This window comes from Haladaptatus sp. DYF46, assembly GCF_021083305.1.
Lineage (GTDB): Archaea > Halobacteriota > Halobacteria > Halobacteriales > Haladaptataceae > Haladaptatus.
Genome location: NZ_JAJFAY010000013.1, coordinates 20,265 through 36,249 on the forward strand (window position 1 = coordinate 20,265; position 15,985 = coordinate 36,249).

Sequence of the window (15,985 nt, forward strand, 5' to 3'; positions counted from 1 at the left end):
GTGGTACTAGTCGGTTGGGTACGGTGGAGTGCGTCGTTTTCTGCGTCTATTTCTGCGAAATGGAGGGGGTCGCTCTCGCGATCCCCCTCTATTATAACGTTGTAATCGTCCATACCGAGGATACTGTCAATGTCTTCCGAGAGATAGACGTTCGGGAACTCGGCTTAGAACAGGATGCAATCGTACGAAGCCGTCGCGGCGCCACCCATCACCCGTTCACAATGAGGACAAACGACCAGTCCCAAGGACCCTCGCTTACTCTCACTCGTCTCCAGAAACCCGACGTCGTCATCAGCCGTAATCGTAGCTACAGTTGGCCAAGAAACATTGATTGCAACCGAGTCTGCATTGCTGGTATGGAAATAAATCTCGAATCATTCTCTGTGGAATGTACTGAGTGTGATATGGATGAGGATGCGGACGATTATTCGTCGCTAGAGAAATTTTCCCGGAAACATGTCGAACACACGGGACATGATATTCGATGGGTACAGGGTTCGGCAGTGCCAGAGGTCTCGGTATCAGAATCGACCGACTATCGCCTTCGATGTGAAACTTGCAACGAGTCGTGGTCATTCGACTCACAATATGAAGCTGAAGAGTTCCAATCGGATCACGCGGAGTATACCGACCATGAAGCAGTTGGTGAAATCGAGACAGAGGAATCCTGGACGGCTCACTGCGGCGATTGTAGGACGACACAAGAGTTTGCAACCCAATCCGAGGCAAACGAGTGGCGAGACGAGCATCGAACCAAAGACCATCGAACTGGAATCAGAACAGTATTTGGAACAATTCGTGAGCAACAGACGGAGTCAGCACAGTCTGAGCCAAGTCTCGTCGAGACCGGACATTCAAAATCACAACGAGATCGAATAAAGAACATCAAAGAACTCATCTCCAAACTCGAAGATGAATGCGAGGACGGAGCACCCGTGCCCTTCATCCTAATCGAAGCAGAGATGGTTGGGATGACACAGTCGAAGGCGCAAACAGAGCTTGAAAAGCTCAAACAGAAAGGAGAGGTCTACGAACCAAGCTCAGGATTTGTACGAACGACATAGAGTCGAAGTCAGTCTTTCACGGTACAGCCGATCTCGCTGTCAAGAATCAGCCACCTACGTACAGTGCATAACACATTGTCAATCGTACCGCTGACGTTTGGTTTCCTTGTATAGACAGTGCCGCCACGATTATGCACCTCGAAAAGCGATCCCAAAACCCCTAGTCCATGATCGTTTCAATCACGTCCTCAACAGTGTAAAGACAAAGATCATTCCTTTCATCACGGGCTTCCTCCAACGATGACGCAAATCCACTCCGGCTGAAGAGCGCATACTCATAGTCTGGCTCTTCACCCCCATTCGGTGTCCAATCGATATGCGGTGCTTCTTGCTGGAGCTGAGCAAAGACATCGTACCCGAGTGGCTGTTGGGTGAACTTCACTTCGCCCACAACTAACGTGTCACTGTTCGTTGGCGCAACGATATCGATTTCCCGCCCATCGGTGTCCCACCATGTGTCTGGTTCTTCTGTAAACGTATACTTATCACCGTATTCGAAGAGAATCGCCCGTTGACACAGCTGCTCGAATGTGCCACTGACAAAGTCCGAAAGATAGGGTTCGACGAGTTCATCGTACGCATCTGGCCCGAAGACCTCATACCGCGATGATCGTCCATGGACGAACCGGAACCAGAACGCGAATAGCTGATCCAAGATTCGGTAGCGACTGTTCCGACTTCGTGATGGGTCAACCGTGACTGGATACTCTTGCTCGATTATCTGGAGTTCTCGCAGACGGGAGAGATAATATCCAGCACTGTTAGCATTGATGCTTGCGGCCTGCACAATCTCGTTTCGCTGGCGGTTCCCTTCGGCCATCGCCTTCAGCACGGCAAAGTATCGATCCACCTCGTCCAATTCCCTGTACAGAACATTTTCAGGCTCTTCATGGAGACCACCATCACGAAGGAGCAACGTTTCTGTGATATTCTGCTTGAGTGATTGGCTGTCATCAACAGCGCGAAGATAGTCTGGTGTCCCCCCAAAAACACCGTACGCCATGACCTGTTCTGCTGGATCATAGTCGGGGAAGAAGGTCATCGCCGCTCCAAAGGGGAGCGGGCCGATGTTGAGCTTCCCATTCGGTCGCTTCGAGATGCGGCCGTACAGCGGTGAGCTCCCATCAAGGGCGATGTTGTGAATCATCCCAATAGCAGAGCCAGTCAAGACGAAGGTTGCCGCTGTCTCTTCGACTTCGTGATCCCAGATACGCTGAATAATTGATGGAAGAGCCTCGTTTTCGTCAACAAGATAGGGAAATTCATCGAGGATGACGATTGCGTCTTGTTCAGCAAGGTATGTGAGAACATTTTCCCAATCCTTTCGAATCCGATTGATCCCAGGAAAGGCTGTTGTCGCATCGGCAATGAACGAATCGAGCTGTTGCTCGGGAGTCCCATGTGCTGCTTGGTGATAGACGGCATCCTCGCGGTTTTCGATAGATTTGACGACAAGCGCTGTTTTTCCCATTCGCCGACGACCGTATATCACACTCAAATTTGGAGAGTTGCTATTGTAGAGCTTCGTGAGTCGATCGAGCTCGTTTGTTCTGTTAACGAATGGTGGCATTGTTCGCCTGTAGATTCGATGGCAACATAAAGGGCGCGATTGTGTAGATAGGACTACGTTAGCTCAAGCTACGTTAGTTCAAGCTACGTTATCCGACGTTATCGAATTCGGTTGTTGGACCATGTAAACAGTCATATCTGTTATAGTAGCTTGCAATAGAAAACCGGTCTATCTCATCCTGTCATATTGAGAACCTACTTTATCGCCTGTATTTCGGCCTAGCTGTATTAGCCGGTTTGCAAATACGGGAGAGTTATTTTGTGCAGCGAATTCAGACGTCTAAGCCGATTTTCGCCGTCTATTTTCATATAGCACATCCAACCATTTTCACATAGCATGAGTAACAAGATCCGGTCGATTAGCAGTAAATGCGATATTCAGTAGCAAGAGAGCTCAACACAGTGCATATATCCCTCAGAGAGCCCGCAATCGTTTGCATATAACAAATAACGGCCAGAGAGTAGCCCTCCGTTATTATATGCAAATCTAGCGCCGTTATATCGCCATTCGTACCTCGAAATTCGTCCAAAGTAAAGGGTAGGTACAGGGTGCAGAGAGACACGGGTGACAGAATAGCTTATCACAGAAGACAAAAATCCACAGAAATCACAAAATTATCAGTATTAGAGAGTAGACGTGAAACGTGGATAACGATGTGTTTTTAGTGTCAAATATGTGTTCAAACGCGAAACGAGGCGAACGATGATCGCTTACAAAACACGACCTGCGACGAGTGAGTCAATGAGCTCGAAGACTATCGCGAGGTGCAACGAAAGAGCGTGCTCAGGACCGACAAAAGCTCGGTAGTCTTGAAGAGACCACCGAGACCATGGAATCGGACATTGACGATCTCACCAAAGCAGAGGAGAAGAATGCACGATTTCGGGGGTCAGTCTCACGTATAATTAACCTCGTGCGGGATTACGAGACCGAAGAGAGTGTTGACGACGATTCGCCGAACCTCGCCGCCGAAGCAACCAATGCAGGCCGTCAGCTCTTCGAGACGGTCCAGCGTTCGGAACAGAATACGGGGCTCGTGAACTTCCGCGAGAAGCGTGCCGAGAGCCAGCAAGTCGAGGACAAGTACCTGAATGTCCTCGAGCACGTGAAGAACGTTGCCAAGACAATGACGTGATGGTTGCACGGTTGGGCTATCGGGAGGTGGCAACTCACTATGACTGTGCGTACAAGAACGACGGCTATCGCGTGATGGAAGAGATGGCCGAGCGCGTTCCTGGTGTGACCTACAAGGAATCTCGAACGCTGTGTGTGGACGATGCAATGGTCGTCGGTGGTCACCACATCGAGATCACGTTCGCCCACCCCGACCTTGCCGGGTGGATGCGAGTCCACGAAGCCAACGGAGGAGAACGGAGGGCGCGGATTATAGCGTTGTAATCACGGGGGGTCGCAGAACCCCATCTTGGTGGGGGGAGCAGATCGGTGGATATCACTCTTTGATCGGGGAAGATGAGACTGCTGTACTATTCGATGGGGGTCAGCTCGACAGTACCTGAACTATCGACCACGACTTGATAGCCAGCGTACGAGAAGATCACTTCTCCGTCAGAGCGCACGTCCCCATGATATGTCGGTGTATATAGGCGATCCAACGCATCTGGGTCAATAGCATCATACAGTGGTTCGAGCTCCTCAAGTGGGCAGTCCGCAGCATCGGATACAGCGTTAATAATCTGGATACTGGGTGGGGGCCGTAATGTGGCACGGTTTGTTGTCCGAGTGCGAACGTCACCATCTTCCCATTCCTCATCATTCATAGCACTTAGAGCCAGGCTACCAACCCACATAAGCTGAGTGTGAGAAATTGGGTGACAACCGATTCTTCTCCAGCGCGCTTCCCATCTCAACACCTCTGCACGCTTTCCCTCAGAAAAATTCCAGCGCACGTACTCGAAATGGCCGAGCGAATCACATCAGGCATCGCCCTAACCCCAACGATAGCCAGCTGGATGGTTTCTCTTCAGATGAGTATGCTATCGCATTGCTACGACTACTAGTTTGAACACATCGAAAGCAGACGCCGTGTCTATTTCTGCGAAATGGAGGGGTCGCTCTCGCGATCCACCTCTATTACAACGGTGTAATCGGCAGGTAGTGCGTCGTAGCTTCGCCACCGGTTCGATAGGATGAGTCTACAAACGAGAATGGGAATGATAGCCCCAAAATCAGGCGACCTAGTCGCTGATAACCACAGCATCACTAATTCAGATGCCCGATTGGAAGTAGACACTTTATAGGCTCGAACAGGGAGGTCCTTCGAAGCGGAACCGAGACCCTTCACTCGGTGAACGCCCTCACCAACGAATTGAGTACGAGTAACAAATGTGAGCGGCCGTACTACAACTACTGTTCAAACATTCTCTCGACAAGGAGTGGTAATTCTACACCACCTGATACCGGCTGTATAGGTCTGCTAACCATAGATAGCGTCGAGATAACAAAGGTCGAAGACGAGAGACTAGGCTGTAGAATGGTGATCTCTGTAGCATTCGACTCAATCACTGCCCATCGAGGAGAGTGACATGAAGGCATTCGCTGAACCCATGAACGATTCAATGAATCGAACTGAACTATCACGCGATCAAGTGTTCGAGGTGTTACAGAGCATGCGACGGCGATATGCAGTTCACTATCTACGACGAGAAAATTGCACTGTTGACTTTGCCGATGTGACCGACCATGTCGCTGCATGGGAATACAACACGTCACCAACAGACCTCCTGGGCGAACAGCGAAAACGAGTCTATATTTCACTGTATCAGACTCACATTCCGGCACTCGCCGAGGCTGGAATCATCGACTACGACACAGAGACCGGGAAAATACAGCCGACGAGTCGCATACGAGTGTTTGACAACTATCTGAATATGTTCACCAGACCAATGCTTCCCTGGAACCGCTATTATTGTGGACTCACACTAGGGAGTATACTCCTTTTCATGGGGCTCTGGGTACATTTCTATCCAGTGACCGTTCTTTCCTGGTTTGTAGCGATCCTCGGAGTTCTAACGGCTTTCGGGATGCTGGCGGCCACCCACTATTGGTATACACAGAACACGGTCCCAGAAACACCGCCAGAGCTCCACTCTACCGACGATTAGAAGCTATTACCTCGACATCTCCTCGCTCTGAAGGGAGAGGATTCTCGCTTGAGATGGTAAAATGAAGAATTCCCTCGCCAAAACATATTTTCAACACGAGTGGCTAACTGTCGCACATGAGCACGCTTGCTGATGCTACGACCGAGAAGTTGATTCGGGCGTGCCGCACACAAATCGGCGATGAACTACGCAGTCTCACGTACTTCACGCCAGACGAAGCCGAACACTTGTATCTCCGCGACGAACTCGAACGCGGAGACAAACTCGGCTTCATTGAGACCGAGCGCAGAGGCTTCAACCTCCAGCGGACGTACAACTGGTCTGAACTTGGTGAGTATAACTTTACACTCAGAGATTTCGACAATGGCTACCTCGTACGTGTAATAGCTAATCACGCCGGGCTGTATCTTACAACGGATTCGTTGACGATGACGCAATTTGAGGAGGTGACGAGCGCCGTCAAACCCATCCTTGCCGAAGCCAACTAGACCATGCTATGCCAAGACCGACACCAGATACGGATGAGTGCCCCCTCTGTGGGAAACCGTACGACCAACAAATCGTGATTGAACAAGGTGTTCGATGGGACGATCTCTTCCCGGGGACTGTGTTTGACTTTTTCACCCGGTATCCCCGCCGCTGTACCGTTCGGTATGATGTGGAAGACGATACGCAACTTCCCGAACAGAAACGTGCACTCTACTTCCACACGGAACAATTGGATTCACCGTTCACTTAGGACTAAAAGGGAGACAGGGCACTGGATGTCCACCCTCATTCAGACGTTGGAGCGACAATCCCGTGTGAGACAAGCCAGTAACGAACCTCGGGAATACGACGGACAACAGTCTTAAAAGCAAGTTATGAAACGTCGAAGACGACGATTTCAGTCGACCCACAGGTCGGACATTGCTGATCGGTGGCCTCTAGTGTTGTTCCGCAATTCCGGCACTCATAGACGAGGCCATCTTCGTCAGTTAACCACCGCCGCACAGCAGTGGAAAGTGACATGACCAGTGTACTTGGCTAGCCAACATAATAAGGGTGCGGCCGTGTATCGGCCCTGTAATAAATAGCTGCACCACAGAAAGGCAGATATGTCCCATCGATCCAAACCACCAAGTGAATCGATCCCGTAGCCTCTGTGAGGTGACAACACACCTCAGTGTTAACCTCATGTATCTCCTGGACGGGAACACTCTTTCCAATGGAGAGAAGTTCCCTCCATTGGAAACGGGTGACAGCAGTCAACCATTCTAGTAAAGTGGTTGTTCACTCCCGAGCACAAAACGAAATCGACGATCACTGCAGACCGTCGTATCTATGGGTCGATAGCGTCAATTTCGACAGCGCCCTCACTCGATACAGTCACCCAATAGTCTGCATACTCAAACGAGACGTCGCCAACAGCACGGGACGACCCATCTGCTCGCGGTGCAAAGAGTGCAGTGAGTGCGTCTGGATCGATCGCCTCATATAACGGTTCCAGATCTTCTCTGGATCGTCCGTCTGATTCTGCAACCACTCGAATGATTTGCTCAGTTAGTGAACGAGGTCCGCCAGTACGTGCTGATTGATTCCCAATGTCAGTTGAATCTGATTCCATGAATTCCTCCCACTAGAACAGCCACGGTGATATTGCAAGGTCTTGTTATGGCAGCTGTTCTCAACGAGTCCGTAGACAGGAGCCACGAATAAGAAATTAATGGAGGTTTTCTGGACACTTGTGCACAGCATCGTCTCCCAGAAGACTAGACTCTTATTCCGTCTTGCGATTACTCTCACTTCCTGCGTTCGCTGACTTCTAGCAGTGCCTCAAGCCGATCACTGCACTGATAGCGAATGGTTCCTTCCTGCCAATTATATTCGATTAGACCGTAATCAGCCATCTTCGGCAGATGACGGTGGCGCAGATTCATCCGAAGACGGTTACACGATATCTCAAGATCGTCGGTGAGCACATCAACGAGTACTGAGACTGCAGTTGAGACACCATTCATTTCCGAGAGGAGGCAGAGAGTATAGCGGCGCTGTTGGTTGGCGAGGATTTCAAACAGTGCATCAAGCGATGGTTCCGTTGGATCGGTGGCATCACGTGTCATTGTCTATTGGTCCTATGAAATACTGACGGATACCTGTATTATAAAGTTATACCTTTGACATTTTCGAAGCATGAATGGATATCCGCCATGTGGTGTTTTTTCATGAGATACTAGCTAGCAATTTTAATCTTATGGATTAAGAGTAGAATTACTGAGTTGTAGACAATAATGTGAAAGGAGATCATCCAGCCGATGGATTTCACCACACCATCCTAGCTTGCAAAGAGAGCAAGATACCATCCGTCTCATTAGCTAAGGGTCTCCTTACTTTCGATAGACCGGCGAGTCACCGAATGGAGACATTCCTCTAATCATCCAAACGACGCCAAACTGGATTCTGTATACTGCTCCAATTCTCGCTCAATGCGTCTCTCACGCCACCCTAGCGGTGACAACACACTCGCCGCAGCACGAACCAACAACTCCCGATAGAACTCGACATCATACTCATCTAACTCCTCACTTGCCAACCTCACCCGCTCTCTCGACTGCTTCGCATCATCAACAACCACATACGACATACTCTGACCAGGCGCACACCCCAACCCCAAATCAGCCGCCCGCTCCAAGGCCGCCACACTCCGCGTCGATTGCGTGTAGTCCTCCTTCTTCTTCGAAACCCGATTCGTGATCACTAACTCATTTGGATCAACCGCCCCACGCTCAAGTCGATCAACCCACGACCGCAATTCCTCACACACCGCTTCCAGATCACGATGCGCATCCACCGCTCGAATCAACGCTTTCTGCGCGTCATCGATATACGACGGCGAACTGCGGTGGCGACACTCGATACCCCGATACTTGTACTCATCTTCACCAGCGACCTTCCCGAAGTACTTCGTCAATGCACCGGCATCCGAATCACGCAACGGAACAAAGGAAATCCAGTCGTAGTGGGCTTCATGCTCCAGCCGAATCTCTACCTCTTCAGATATCTCCGATACAAGCTTAGACAACGATGTCTGTTCCTCGTCTTCGATCGGTGTCACCCACACACTATCGACGATCCCATGCATAATGCGCCACCCATGCTCCTCGAGCACGGCCTTCGTCTCTAACAGAATCTCCCGAGCATACGCGTTGATCGCCTCGTGGCACTCGATACGCCCGAATTTCGCGTTCGAAAAGCCCTGATAGCCGAAACACGAGACCAAAACCCACTTGATCGCACTGGATTGGCCTTCCAATTCATCGCGACGATCTTCATCCTCAGTCTCCCGTATCTCGGCTTTGATCGCATCACGATCCTCGATCAACGGCTCAAGCACATCGGGCAGATAGCCCCGCTCGTCGCAAATCGCATACCCGATGCCCGGTACATCCTCTCGACCGGCATGGCACTCACACCGAATCTTCTCCGGGCTCACGTTCCGCGTGACGATGATATTCGGATACAACGAGGAGAAGTCGAGTTCGTGCACGTCCTCATGCAACCCGACGTCCGGCGCAAAGGTGAACCCACCCCGGTCGGCATCATGCAACTGGCGCATCGTTTTGAACTTCTCGTGTCGCCACGACCGCCACGGGACCAACACATCCCGCTCCCGAGCTTCCTGTATCTGGATCCCGGTCAGAATGTTCCCGATCGACGACCACGCCAACTCTTGCAATGGCTTGCCCGACTGTTCGACGAGATACAGACAGCCATCGAGATTTGTCTGATTCCACATGAACGTATTCGAGCCGTCGATGATCACCCGACCCGGAAGATTGTAGCGTGCCGGTGAGTGGCCGACTTGTCCGTAGCTTTCGTAGGTTGATTCGCCCGCCAACTGCTGCCACCCAGGTCGTCGTCCCAGCTGGAACTTGACGTCGAACCGATCAGCCTGCTGGAACAGAACGGGAATGAGGTCGCTGGTATTCAAGAACAGAACGTCAGGGTCAATCGACTCAACCCGAGCCGACAGCGTGGTTAACACGTCCGTCTCACTCCCAGTCACCGTCTCGTCGTCGATCGTGAGTTCGGTAACCCTCTCGCTCGTAAGCTCCGTCTCCGACACAGAAATCTGCATTTGCGAGAGTTCGTGGTTCGGCAGTGGGTCAACCCCCTCTTCGAGACAGTAGCGGAACTCCCGCGAGAAATCGACGTCGTAGCAGCGATACTCACCAGGCGAACCCCATCTACTCACCATTCGTGCCACCGAGTTGACCGCCCTGAGGTCGACCACGTCCACCCGAAGTACTTGCTCCGGATCGTGCCGAAAGCTCACGCGTTCTTCGACGACAGTAACCCGAACAACGGCAGGATGGTCACGAAGTGCAGCACGTGCCGTCGAAAAGTCGCCATCACCGTGCACAGACACGTAGATCGTCGGCGTATACGACTCATCGACTTCACACTCCACCCCCGTCTCAGTTACCGACCATCTGAGCACGTCGTCATCGACGTAGTCGATTTTGTGCACCATCGTCTCATCCCCGATCGTTCAAATCATCCTCGACGTGATCGAGTCGATCTTCCAGATCCTCAATCTGCTTTTGCTGCTCGATGAGCATCGACATCAGCGCTGGAATCTCGACGAATTGGTGGTTCTGGAGCCCACTCGCGTCCGCATGTGCGCGGGCATATTCGAAGAGCCGATCAAAGACAGCCTGGTCAGCGTGTCGGAGTGCACGCCGATATTCCTGCCACCGCGACTCCATTGCCCGCAGTAAATCACGATACGTTGTGTTAGTACGCCCCATTCACGCTCACCTCCGGAGAAACGTCCGCATCAACCATTGCTGGATGCCGATTGGCGAGAATACGCTTCCAATACGCGAGTGTGGTTTGTACTAACCCATTCTCCAGTGGGTAGACCAACGTCTCGTACTCCTCGCCAGCGAACCGTGGTCCGAGCTTAGTCTGTTTACACTGAATCGTCTGATCAGCGATGTCGTGAATTGGTGCTGTCAGCGTATCGTCCGTCTGTAACGTCAAAAGCACCGGAATCTCAAACCGTTCGGCAAGCTCGTTGATCCGCTCGGTCACAGTCGAAAGCATGCGTTCATCATCACCCCGTGGAAGATCCTCCGACCGGTAGAACCAATCGAGAGCTGGTAGAACAGCAATCGTCGTTTCGTCCGTAAGCTCTTCAGCAAGATCCTGCACGAGACTCTGGTGTTGCCACGGAGTGAACGCCCGGGCGATGTGAATCCGACTGAGGACTCGCATTGAAGGTGTAATCCGCGTCAGCGGGTGTGTTGTTCCGTTCCCGTGGGAATCGATCCAGATGGCCGATCCGTCATCCAAGAGCAATTGATCGAGGACAAGCGACTGGAGTGAACCCGTCATGCGCTCGTCGGTTTCGAGCAGTGTAATACCGGGGGCAAGTGAGGGTAGTTCTGGTGCTGTCTGGCGCATCACAGATAATATTTCACCGGGGTATCAGAAAGGCACGCCAGGGTCGCTTCCGAATATTCCAATACAGGAACGACCGACGTCAACCAGAGTGAGTTACCACCATGTAGGACGCTACAGCAATACGAGAACACACCCTATACAGTTGTGGTGTAAACTGGTTCACTTCTCCCAGTAGAAGTCCGGCGGAAACTCGGAATATTTCGGACTCGTTGGCCAGTCTGAGTCCCACAACTTTTCCGCAAAATATCGATGAGGGCGAGATGATGTCGAATGAATTGATTGATGAGTTTGTCGTGAATTTCACTCGACTCATACAGGCGATTCTAAGGGGTTGTTGAGAGCGAAAAACCTCCGATACTGACGGCGTTGTGCACGAATTGACCTCTGTCAGCTCTGATCCAAGATACTTGACAACACCACCAGAGCTCGATACGTTCCATCCGTTTCCGATACGGATTTCCGAAACCTGGCTGCTTGACAGAGAAACCACTGAACAATAGAGACACTCACGTACCGGAACGGACAGCGGGGGAAAGGGAGAGGTAACCCTCACACCCAAGTACGAGCCATTGTCGGGTGATGACGCCAGACGATGGCGTCGTACTGGCCAGTGTGAGAGCGTATCTCCATCAATAATCCGAAGGATAAAATAAGTTCGTCAGTCATAGCTTGATTTTATCATATGATTCGGTCAAATATCCGAACTATGTGTGTCGAACTCAAATTCTAGCGTCACTTTCTTTCAACCTAGTGAATTCTACGGTAAGCGGCCATTACTCAAGTTTCTGGAGGACCAATAGAAAATATGAACAGTGACACAGAAAGAACCCAAGCAATCGGTTGGTTCGGTTCCGCCGCAGAATACTCCGGCCCGAGCTCACCACCGCAATATGCACTGGTCGCCTCTGAGACGATTGATTTCGACTCATCGACTTCAGAGCTTGTTGCTGGTGTCGTAGAAGCACTCATTGATGTGATCGAGCCGGCAGGTGGCCAGACCACGCTCTCGCTGTACGAATACGTGGACCCAGATGCACTCGAAGACATCATTACAACAAGTGCATCGAAAAAGAGCGACGTTGAGGTGCGATTCACGGTTGAGGACTATCTCGTCACTGTTCGGAGCGACAATACCATCCTCATTTACAAACCGATCGGAACACAACGCGATACGGATGGAAATCCATGTCCAGCTAGCTAATCAAGAAAATTGGTCCTTACTTCGCGATGTAGTAACCATGCGTTTTGTACTACCGAGATTGACGTTGCTATTCAGCCCCGTAATCAGTCAACCGGAGCTTCCCTTCGACCTCATAGAGATGGCCTTTCATGTAGAGCCGTTCGATGATATCCTCGGCAGCAGGGCGCTCAAGATCCTCTTCGTCGTTGAGAATTGCATACGCTTGCTCGTACGTGAGCTCTCCCGCATCCGGAAGTGCTGTCGCGAGGGCGTCAAGCGCATCCTGCGCGAGTGGAGTGAGTGGCGACGTCCCATTCGAACTCATTGCTATCTCTGGATTTGAGAGCTGTACAGGTAAGTACACGGGATACCACCTGCGAGGATGGATGCCCCCACTTCTCACCATCAACGCCGAGTCGAGAGCGCATCTCCCAAGATGAACACTCTTGGGTTAGTATACCATACTAACCAATAATGTCCAACACAATCAAATGGTCCGGCGATGGCTTTGCTCTCCAGGTCACAAAGCCTGCCCGAGCCGCTGGATTCGTCGAAGAAACCGACGATGAGCCCACCCGGCTTGCAGACATCCGTGTATTCGCATTTGACGGTCTCCTGCTCGTCGTCGACCTCAACCGAATCTCCGATGAGAACATCGTTGAACTCGCAACGTCAGCCGCGCTCGATACCGTCTCGATCCACCGAGTTGCAAACGCCTCACTGCAGATTGCAGGCAATGGATACCAGGTGCAACTCCCCGGTGCTGCAGATGCAGGATTTCACGCCGGTGATCGAGCGCCCTGTACGCCAGCGCCGAATCTGCTCGTGATTGCAGCGGAGGGATCCAAACGAGTGGCGGCAGATATAGTGACAATTCGGAAAGAGCAGATCTGAAAGTGGTTATCGCAAGTTAGTATTTGATACTAACTCTCGCAACCATGCGTGCTGATTGCGACCATCACCTCAGCAATTCTCATACACCTATTCAAATCTCACACGTATAAAGTTTTTATAGTAGTGGTTACATAGAGTATCTATGGAGAGCGAAGGTAGCCAACACGCGGCGTCAACGGGAGGTGAAGAAACATCTGCAGCGACGATACAGGTTCCAGTGCCAGCAAGCAACCCGAATCTCTATCGCCACAAAGCAACAGATAAATTGCTTCAATTTTTAATTGATCGTCCTTTCAAGGAGTACACGATCCGAACACTTGCGTCCATGGTGGACGTCACACATCGGACCGTCGGAAAAGCAGTCGACGTGCTCGCAGCAAATGACCTTGTCCACATTCGACAGGAAGGAAACAAGAAACTCGTCAGTATCAATCGAGAACGGGTGATGATTCCAGATAATCCGTTGCTCCGTATCCCACAGGCAGAATTCCACGCACCGGTACGAGCTGCTGTCGAGACACTCAATGAAGACCTCGATGATGTCCTCGGAATTCTCGTCTACGGGAGTGTGGCACGGGGTGAAGCGGATCGACAAAGCGACATTGATCTCTGGGTGCTGGTCCGCGAACACCGAGGCCGCAACCAACGACGTGCAGCTCAAATCGGTAAAGAACTCGCATCGGAGCAAATCAATGGCGAACGATACGATTTTCATATTGTTGTTGAATCCCCTGCGTCTGTGCCCGCCCATACAGAAGAAATCGCTGAAACCGTCGTCTCTGGGATCACACTTTCCAAGACCGAAGAGTTCGAGAAATTCCAATCGATAATGGAGGACCTAGTCGATGAGTGACGTCCAAAGGTAGTCACAGATGCACTCGAAGAGGCCCATCGGTCTTTTGAGCGAGGTGGAACACCGGAGGAAGGACTTGCCGAACTGACCGAAGAGGAAGCACAGCTCAAGAAGGCATGCCGTCTGATTGCCGCTGCACAGACGCTTCAAGATCAAAATGGCTACCACACAGCGGTCGTCGAACTCGCGTTTGGGGCGATTGAACGCTCATTCGAATTCTATGCTATCGCAATGAGCGACGATGTAGTCCATGATTTCATGGACCATGAATACGCGTAACAACGCGCGTTTGAATTGGGAGTAATCAGCGACGATTTGAAAGAAGACTTCCAAGCACTGTACAACGAGAACCGAGCGGCGTCGTACTATTCCGGGCGGGCGGTTACTGCCGAGCAGGCGGATGCTTTTTTAGGAGAGAATCCCGGCCTTCAGGGCAGGAGTGAATCCGACAACGCCGACTCAAATCATCGTCGATAGCAGGCAGGATATTCAACGTAAGCCATACTGTTAAGTAGGTTTATCTAGATAGGCTATCTATGGCGATTCAGGTCACGCGCACCTACGTTGGTTCCATCCAGAACCACCGACAGGTCTGCGATGGCCTCAACTCGCTCGGAGACTCCGCCTCGAAAATCTGGAACGTCGCACGGTGGACGGCAGGCAGAATATGGGACGCAACCGGTGAAATTCCGGACGAAGGCCCGCTGAAATCGTACATGAAGAACCAAGCGTGCTGGAAAGACCTGAACGCACAATCCAGTCAGAAAGTCATTGAAGAACTTTCCGACGCTTTCCAGTCATGGTTCGACCTGCGACAGAAAGACGACACGGCGAATCCGCCCGGCTACCGCAAACACGGCGACACTCGTCCCCGTTCCGCAATTACATTCAAAGAAGACGGGTTCAAGCACGACCCTGGGAACAACCGCATACGACTCAGCAAAGGCTCGAACCTCAAGGGATATTGGTCCGACTTCCTCTTGTGTGAATACCAGACCCGCCCCGACATCAACCTTACAGAAGTCGATTCGGTGCAGAACGTCAGGGCGGTTTGGAACGGCAACGAGTGGGAACTGCACTTCGTGTGCAAAGTCGAACTCAAAACCACCGACACAGCGGACGACGGAGTAGCAGGCATCGACCTTGGCATCACGAACCTCGCCACGGTCGCATTCCCTGACGAATACGTCCTGTACCCCGGCAACTCCCTCAAACAGGACAAACATTACTTCAAACGTGCCGAGTACGATACGGAGGGAGAAAACGGCCCATCCGAGAAGTCGATGTGGGCACGGCAGAAACTCACAAAGCGTGAAACACACTTTTTTCACACTCTCTCAGACACCATCATTACTGAGTGTGTCGAACGCGGTGTTGGGGCGCTCGCGGTGAGTTGGCCTGAAAACGTTCGAGAGTCCGATTGGGGCAAGACAGGCAACAAGAAGTTGCACACATGGGCGTTCGACCGCCTCTACCAGTACCTCGAATACAGAGGCGAAGAACACGGTGTCGAGGTGCTGAAAGAGAACGAGTGGGAGACGTCGAAGACCTGCTCACGGTGCGGTGACGATACGAAATCGAATCGTGTTGAGCGTGGCCTGTACGTCTGCTCATCATGTGAGTTGGTCGCCAACGCGGATTGTAACGGGGCAGAGAATATGCGCCAGAAGATAACTCCGAATCCTCACGGTGAGGATAGGAGTAACGGCTGTGTGGCACAGCCCTCGGTACACCTGTTCGACCGCGAGAGCGGAATGTTTCGCACGAGAGAACAGGTCGTGTCGTAGACCGGCAAATATCCCACCTGCGGGACGGGAAGCCTCGCTGTTTACGGCGAGGAGGATGTCACGCTTG

15 protein-coding genes are annotated in these 15,985 nt (G+C 51.6%); 9 read left to right on the top strand and 6 right to left on the bottom strand.

Annotated features, from left to right (window positions below):
- Window positions 1-356 precede the first annotated feature (356 nt).
- A complete protein-coding gene (locus LJF34_RS27725) occupies window positions 357-1,064 on the top strand; it encodes a hypothetical protein (protein WP_231189872.1) in 708 nt (235 codons plus the stop codon).
- Window positions 1,065-1,224: 160 nt separating this feature from the next.
- Here LJF34_RS27725 and LJF34_RS27730 read toward each other — a convergent pair whose 3' ends face one another.
- Entirely contained in the window at window positions 1,225-2,634 is a 1,410-nt protein-coding gene (locus LJF34_RS27730; RefSeq protein WP_231189873.1) for an ATP-binding protein, read from the bottom strand.
- 829 nt (window positions 2,635-3,463) lie between these two features.
- Here LJF34_RS27730 and LJF34_RS27735 point away from each other — a divergent pair.
- The 4 genes from LJF34_RS27735 (at window position 3,464) to LJF34_RS27750 (ending at window position 6,244) form a co-directional block, all read left to right on the top strand.
- Complete coding sequence (locus LJF34_RS27735) at window positions 3,464-3,769, top strand: hypothetical protein (RefSeq protein WP_231189874.1); 306 nt, start codon at window positions 3,464-3,466, stop codon at window positions 3,767-3,769.
- Entirely contained in the window at window positions 3,769-4,032 is a 264-nt protein-coding gene (locus LJF34_RS27740; protein ID WP_231189875.1) for a hypothetical protein, read from the top strand. Before LJF34_RS27735 ends, LJF34_RS27740 begins: the two co-directional genes overlap by 1 nt.
- A gap of 1,145 nt (window positions 4,033-5,177) precedes the next feature.
- The gene (locus LJF34_RS27745; RefSeq protein ID WP_231189876.1) at window positions 5,178-5,756 is read left to right on the top strand and encodes a hypothetical protein; all 579 of its coding nucleotides are present in this window, start codon (window positions 5,178-5,180) and stop codon (window positions 5,754-5,756) included.
- A 116-nt stretch (window positions 5,757-5,872) separates the two neighbouring features.
- Window positions 5,873-6,244 carry a hypothetical protein gene (locus LJF34_RS27750; protein ID WP_231189877.1) on the top strand — a complete coding sequence of 124 codons (372 nt, stop codon included), beginning with the start codon at window positions 5,873-5,875 and terminating at the stop codon, window positions 6,242-6,244.
- A 1,293-nt stretch (window positions 6,245-7,537) separates the two neighbouring features.
- Here the strand turns inward: LJF34_RS27750 and LJF34_RS27755 are convergent.
- From LJF34_RS27755 to LJF34_RS27770, 4 genes are all read right to left on the bottom strand, one after another.
- A complete protein-coding gene (locus tag LJF34_RS27755; RefSeq protein ID WP_231189879.1) occupies window positions 7,538-7,858 on the bottom strand; it encodes a hypothetical protein in 321 nt (106 codons plus the stop codon).
- A gap of 311 nt (window positions 7,859-8,169) precedes the next feature.
- Complete coding sequence (locus LJF34_RS27760) at window positions 8,170-10,269, bottom strand: type B DNA-directed DNA polymerase (RefSeq protein WP_231189882.1); 2,100 nt, start codon at window positions 10,267-10,269, stop codon at window positions 8,170-8,172.
- Window positions 10,270-10,273: 4 nt separating this feature from the next.
- Window positions 10,274-10,546, bottom strand: coding sequence for a hypothetical protein (locus tag LJF34_RS27765; protein WP_069451553.1), 273 nt, complete (start codon window positions 10,544-10,546; stop codon window positions 10,274-10,276).
- On the bottom strand, window positions 10,533-11,204 hold the full coding sequence (locus LJF34_RS27770) for a hypothetical protein (protein ID WP_231189885.1): 672 nt from the start codon (window positions 11,202-11,204) through the stop codon (window positions 10,533-10,535). Before LJF34_RS27770 ends, LJF34_RS27765 begins: the two co-directional genes overlap by 14 nt.
- Window positions 11,205-12,009: 805 nt before the next feature.
- On the opposite strand from LJF34_RS27770, the gene LJF34_RS27775 reads away from it, so the two are divergent.
- Window positions 12,010-12,405, top strand: a complete 396-nt coding sequence (locus tag LJF34_RS27775) for a HalOD1 output domain-containing protein (protein WP_231189888.1) — start codon at window positions 12,010-12,012, stop codon at window positions 12,403-12,405.
- Window positions 12,406-12,472: 67 nt separating this feature from the next.
- Here the strand turns inward: LJF34_RS27775 and LJF34_RS27780 are convergent, their stop codons facing one another.
- The gene (locus LJF34_RS27780; protein ID WP_231189891.1) at window positions 12,473-12,748 is read right to left on the bottom strand and encodes a hypothetical protein; all 276 of its coding nucleotides are present in this window, start codon (window positions 12,746-12,748) and stop codon (window positions 12,473-12,475) included.
- 110 nt (window positions 12,749-12,858) lie between these two features.
- Between LJF34_RS27780 and LJF34_RS27785 the strand changes: the two genes are divergently transcribed.
- The 3 genes from LJF34_RS27785 (at window position 12,859) to LJF34_RS27795 (ending at window position 15,918) form a co-directional block, all read left to right on the top strand.
- Window positions 12,859-13,278 (top strand): hypothetical protein, encoded by a 420-nt coding sequence (locus tag LJF34_RS27785; RefSeq protein WP_231189894.1) that lies wholly within the window; start codon window positions 12,859-12,861, stop codon window positions 13,276-13,278.
- 142 nt (window positions 13,279-13,420) lie between these two features.
- Window positions 13,421-14,131: a nucleotidyltransferase domain-containing protein gene (locus tag LJF34_RS27790; RefSeq protein WP_231189897.1), complete on the top strand. Its 711-nt coding sequence runs from the start codon at window positions 13,421-13,423 to the stop codon at window positions 14,129-14,131.
- 536 nt (window positions 14,132-14,667) lie between these two features.
- On the top strand, window positions 14,668-15,918 hold the full coding sequence (locus LJF34_RS27795; RefSeq protein ID WP_231189899.1) for a transposase: 1,251 nt from the start codon (window positions 14,668-14,670) through the stop codon (window positions 15,916-15,918).
- Window positions 15,919-15,985: the final 67 nt, after the last annotated feature.

Coding starts and splice junctions, on each gene's coding strand:
- LJF34_RS27725 (WP_231189872.1), top strand. CDS start 357: ATGGAAATAAATCTCGAATCATTCTCTGTGGAATGTACTGAGTGTGAT.
- LJF34_RS27730 (WP_231189873.1), bottom strand. CDS start 2,634: ATGCCACCATTCGTTAACAGAACAAACGAGCTCGATCGACTCACGAAG.
- LJF34_RS27735 (WP_231189874.1), top strand. CDS start 3,464: ATGGAATCGGACATTGACGATCTCACCAAAGCAGAGGAGAAGAATGCA.
- LJF34_RS27740 (WP_231189875.1), top strand. CDS start 3,769: ATGGTTGCACGGTTGGGCTATCGGGAGGTGGCAACTCACTATGACTGT.
- LJF34_RS27745 (WP_231189876.1), top strand. CDS start 5,178: ATGAAGGCATTCGCTGAACCCATGAACGATTCAATGAATCGAACTGAA.
- LJF34_RS27750 (WP_231189877.1), top strand. CDS start 5,873: ATGAGCACGCTTGCTGATGCTACGACCGAGAAGTTGATTCGGGCGTGC.
- LJF34_RS27755 (WP_231189879.1), bottom strand. CDS start 7,858: ATGACACGTGATGCCACCGATCCAACGGAACCATCGCTTGATGCACTG.
- LJF34_RS27760 (WP_231189882.1), bottom strand. CDS start 10,269: ATGGTGCACAAAATCGACTACGTCGATGACGACGTGCTCAGATGGTCG.
- LJF34_RS27765 (WP_069451553.1), bottom strand. CDS start 10,546: ATGGGGCGTACTAACACAACGTATCGTGATTTACTGCGGGCAATGGAG.
- LJF34_RS27770 (WP_231189885.1), bottom strand. CDS start 11,204: ATGCGCCAGACAGCACCAGAACTACCCTCACTTGCCCCCGGTATTACA.
- LJF34_RS27775 (WP_231189888.1), top strand. CDS start 12,010: ATGAACAGTGACACAGAAAGAACCCAAGCAATCGGTTGGTTCGGTTCC.
- LJF34_RS27785 (WP_231189894.1), top strand. CDS start 12,859: ATGTCCAACACAATCAAATGGTCCGGCGATGGCTTTGCTCTCCAGGTC.
- LJF34_RS27790 (WP_231189897.1), top strand. CDS start 13,421: ATGGAGAGCGAAGGTAGCCAACACGCGGCGTCAACGGGAGGTGAAGAA.
- LJF34_RS27795 (WP_231189899.1), top strand. CDS start 14,668: ATGGCGATTCAGGTCACGCGCACCTACGTTGGTTCCATCCAGAACCAC.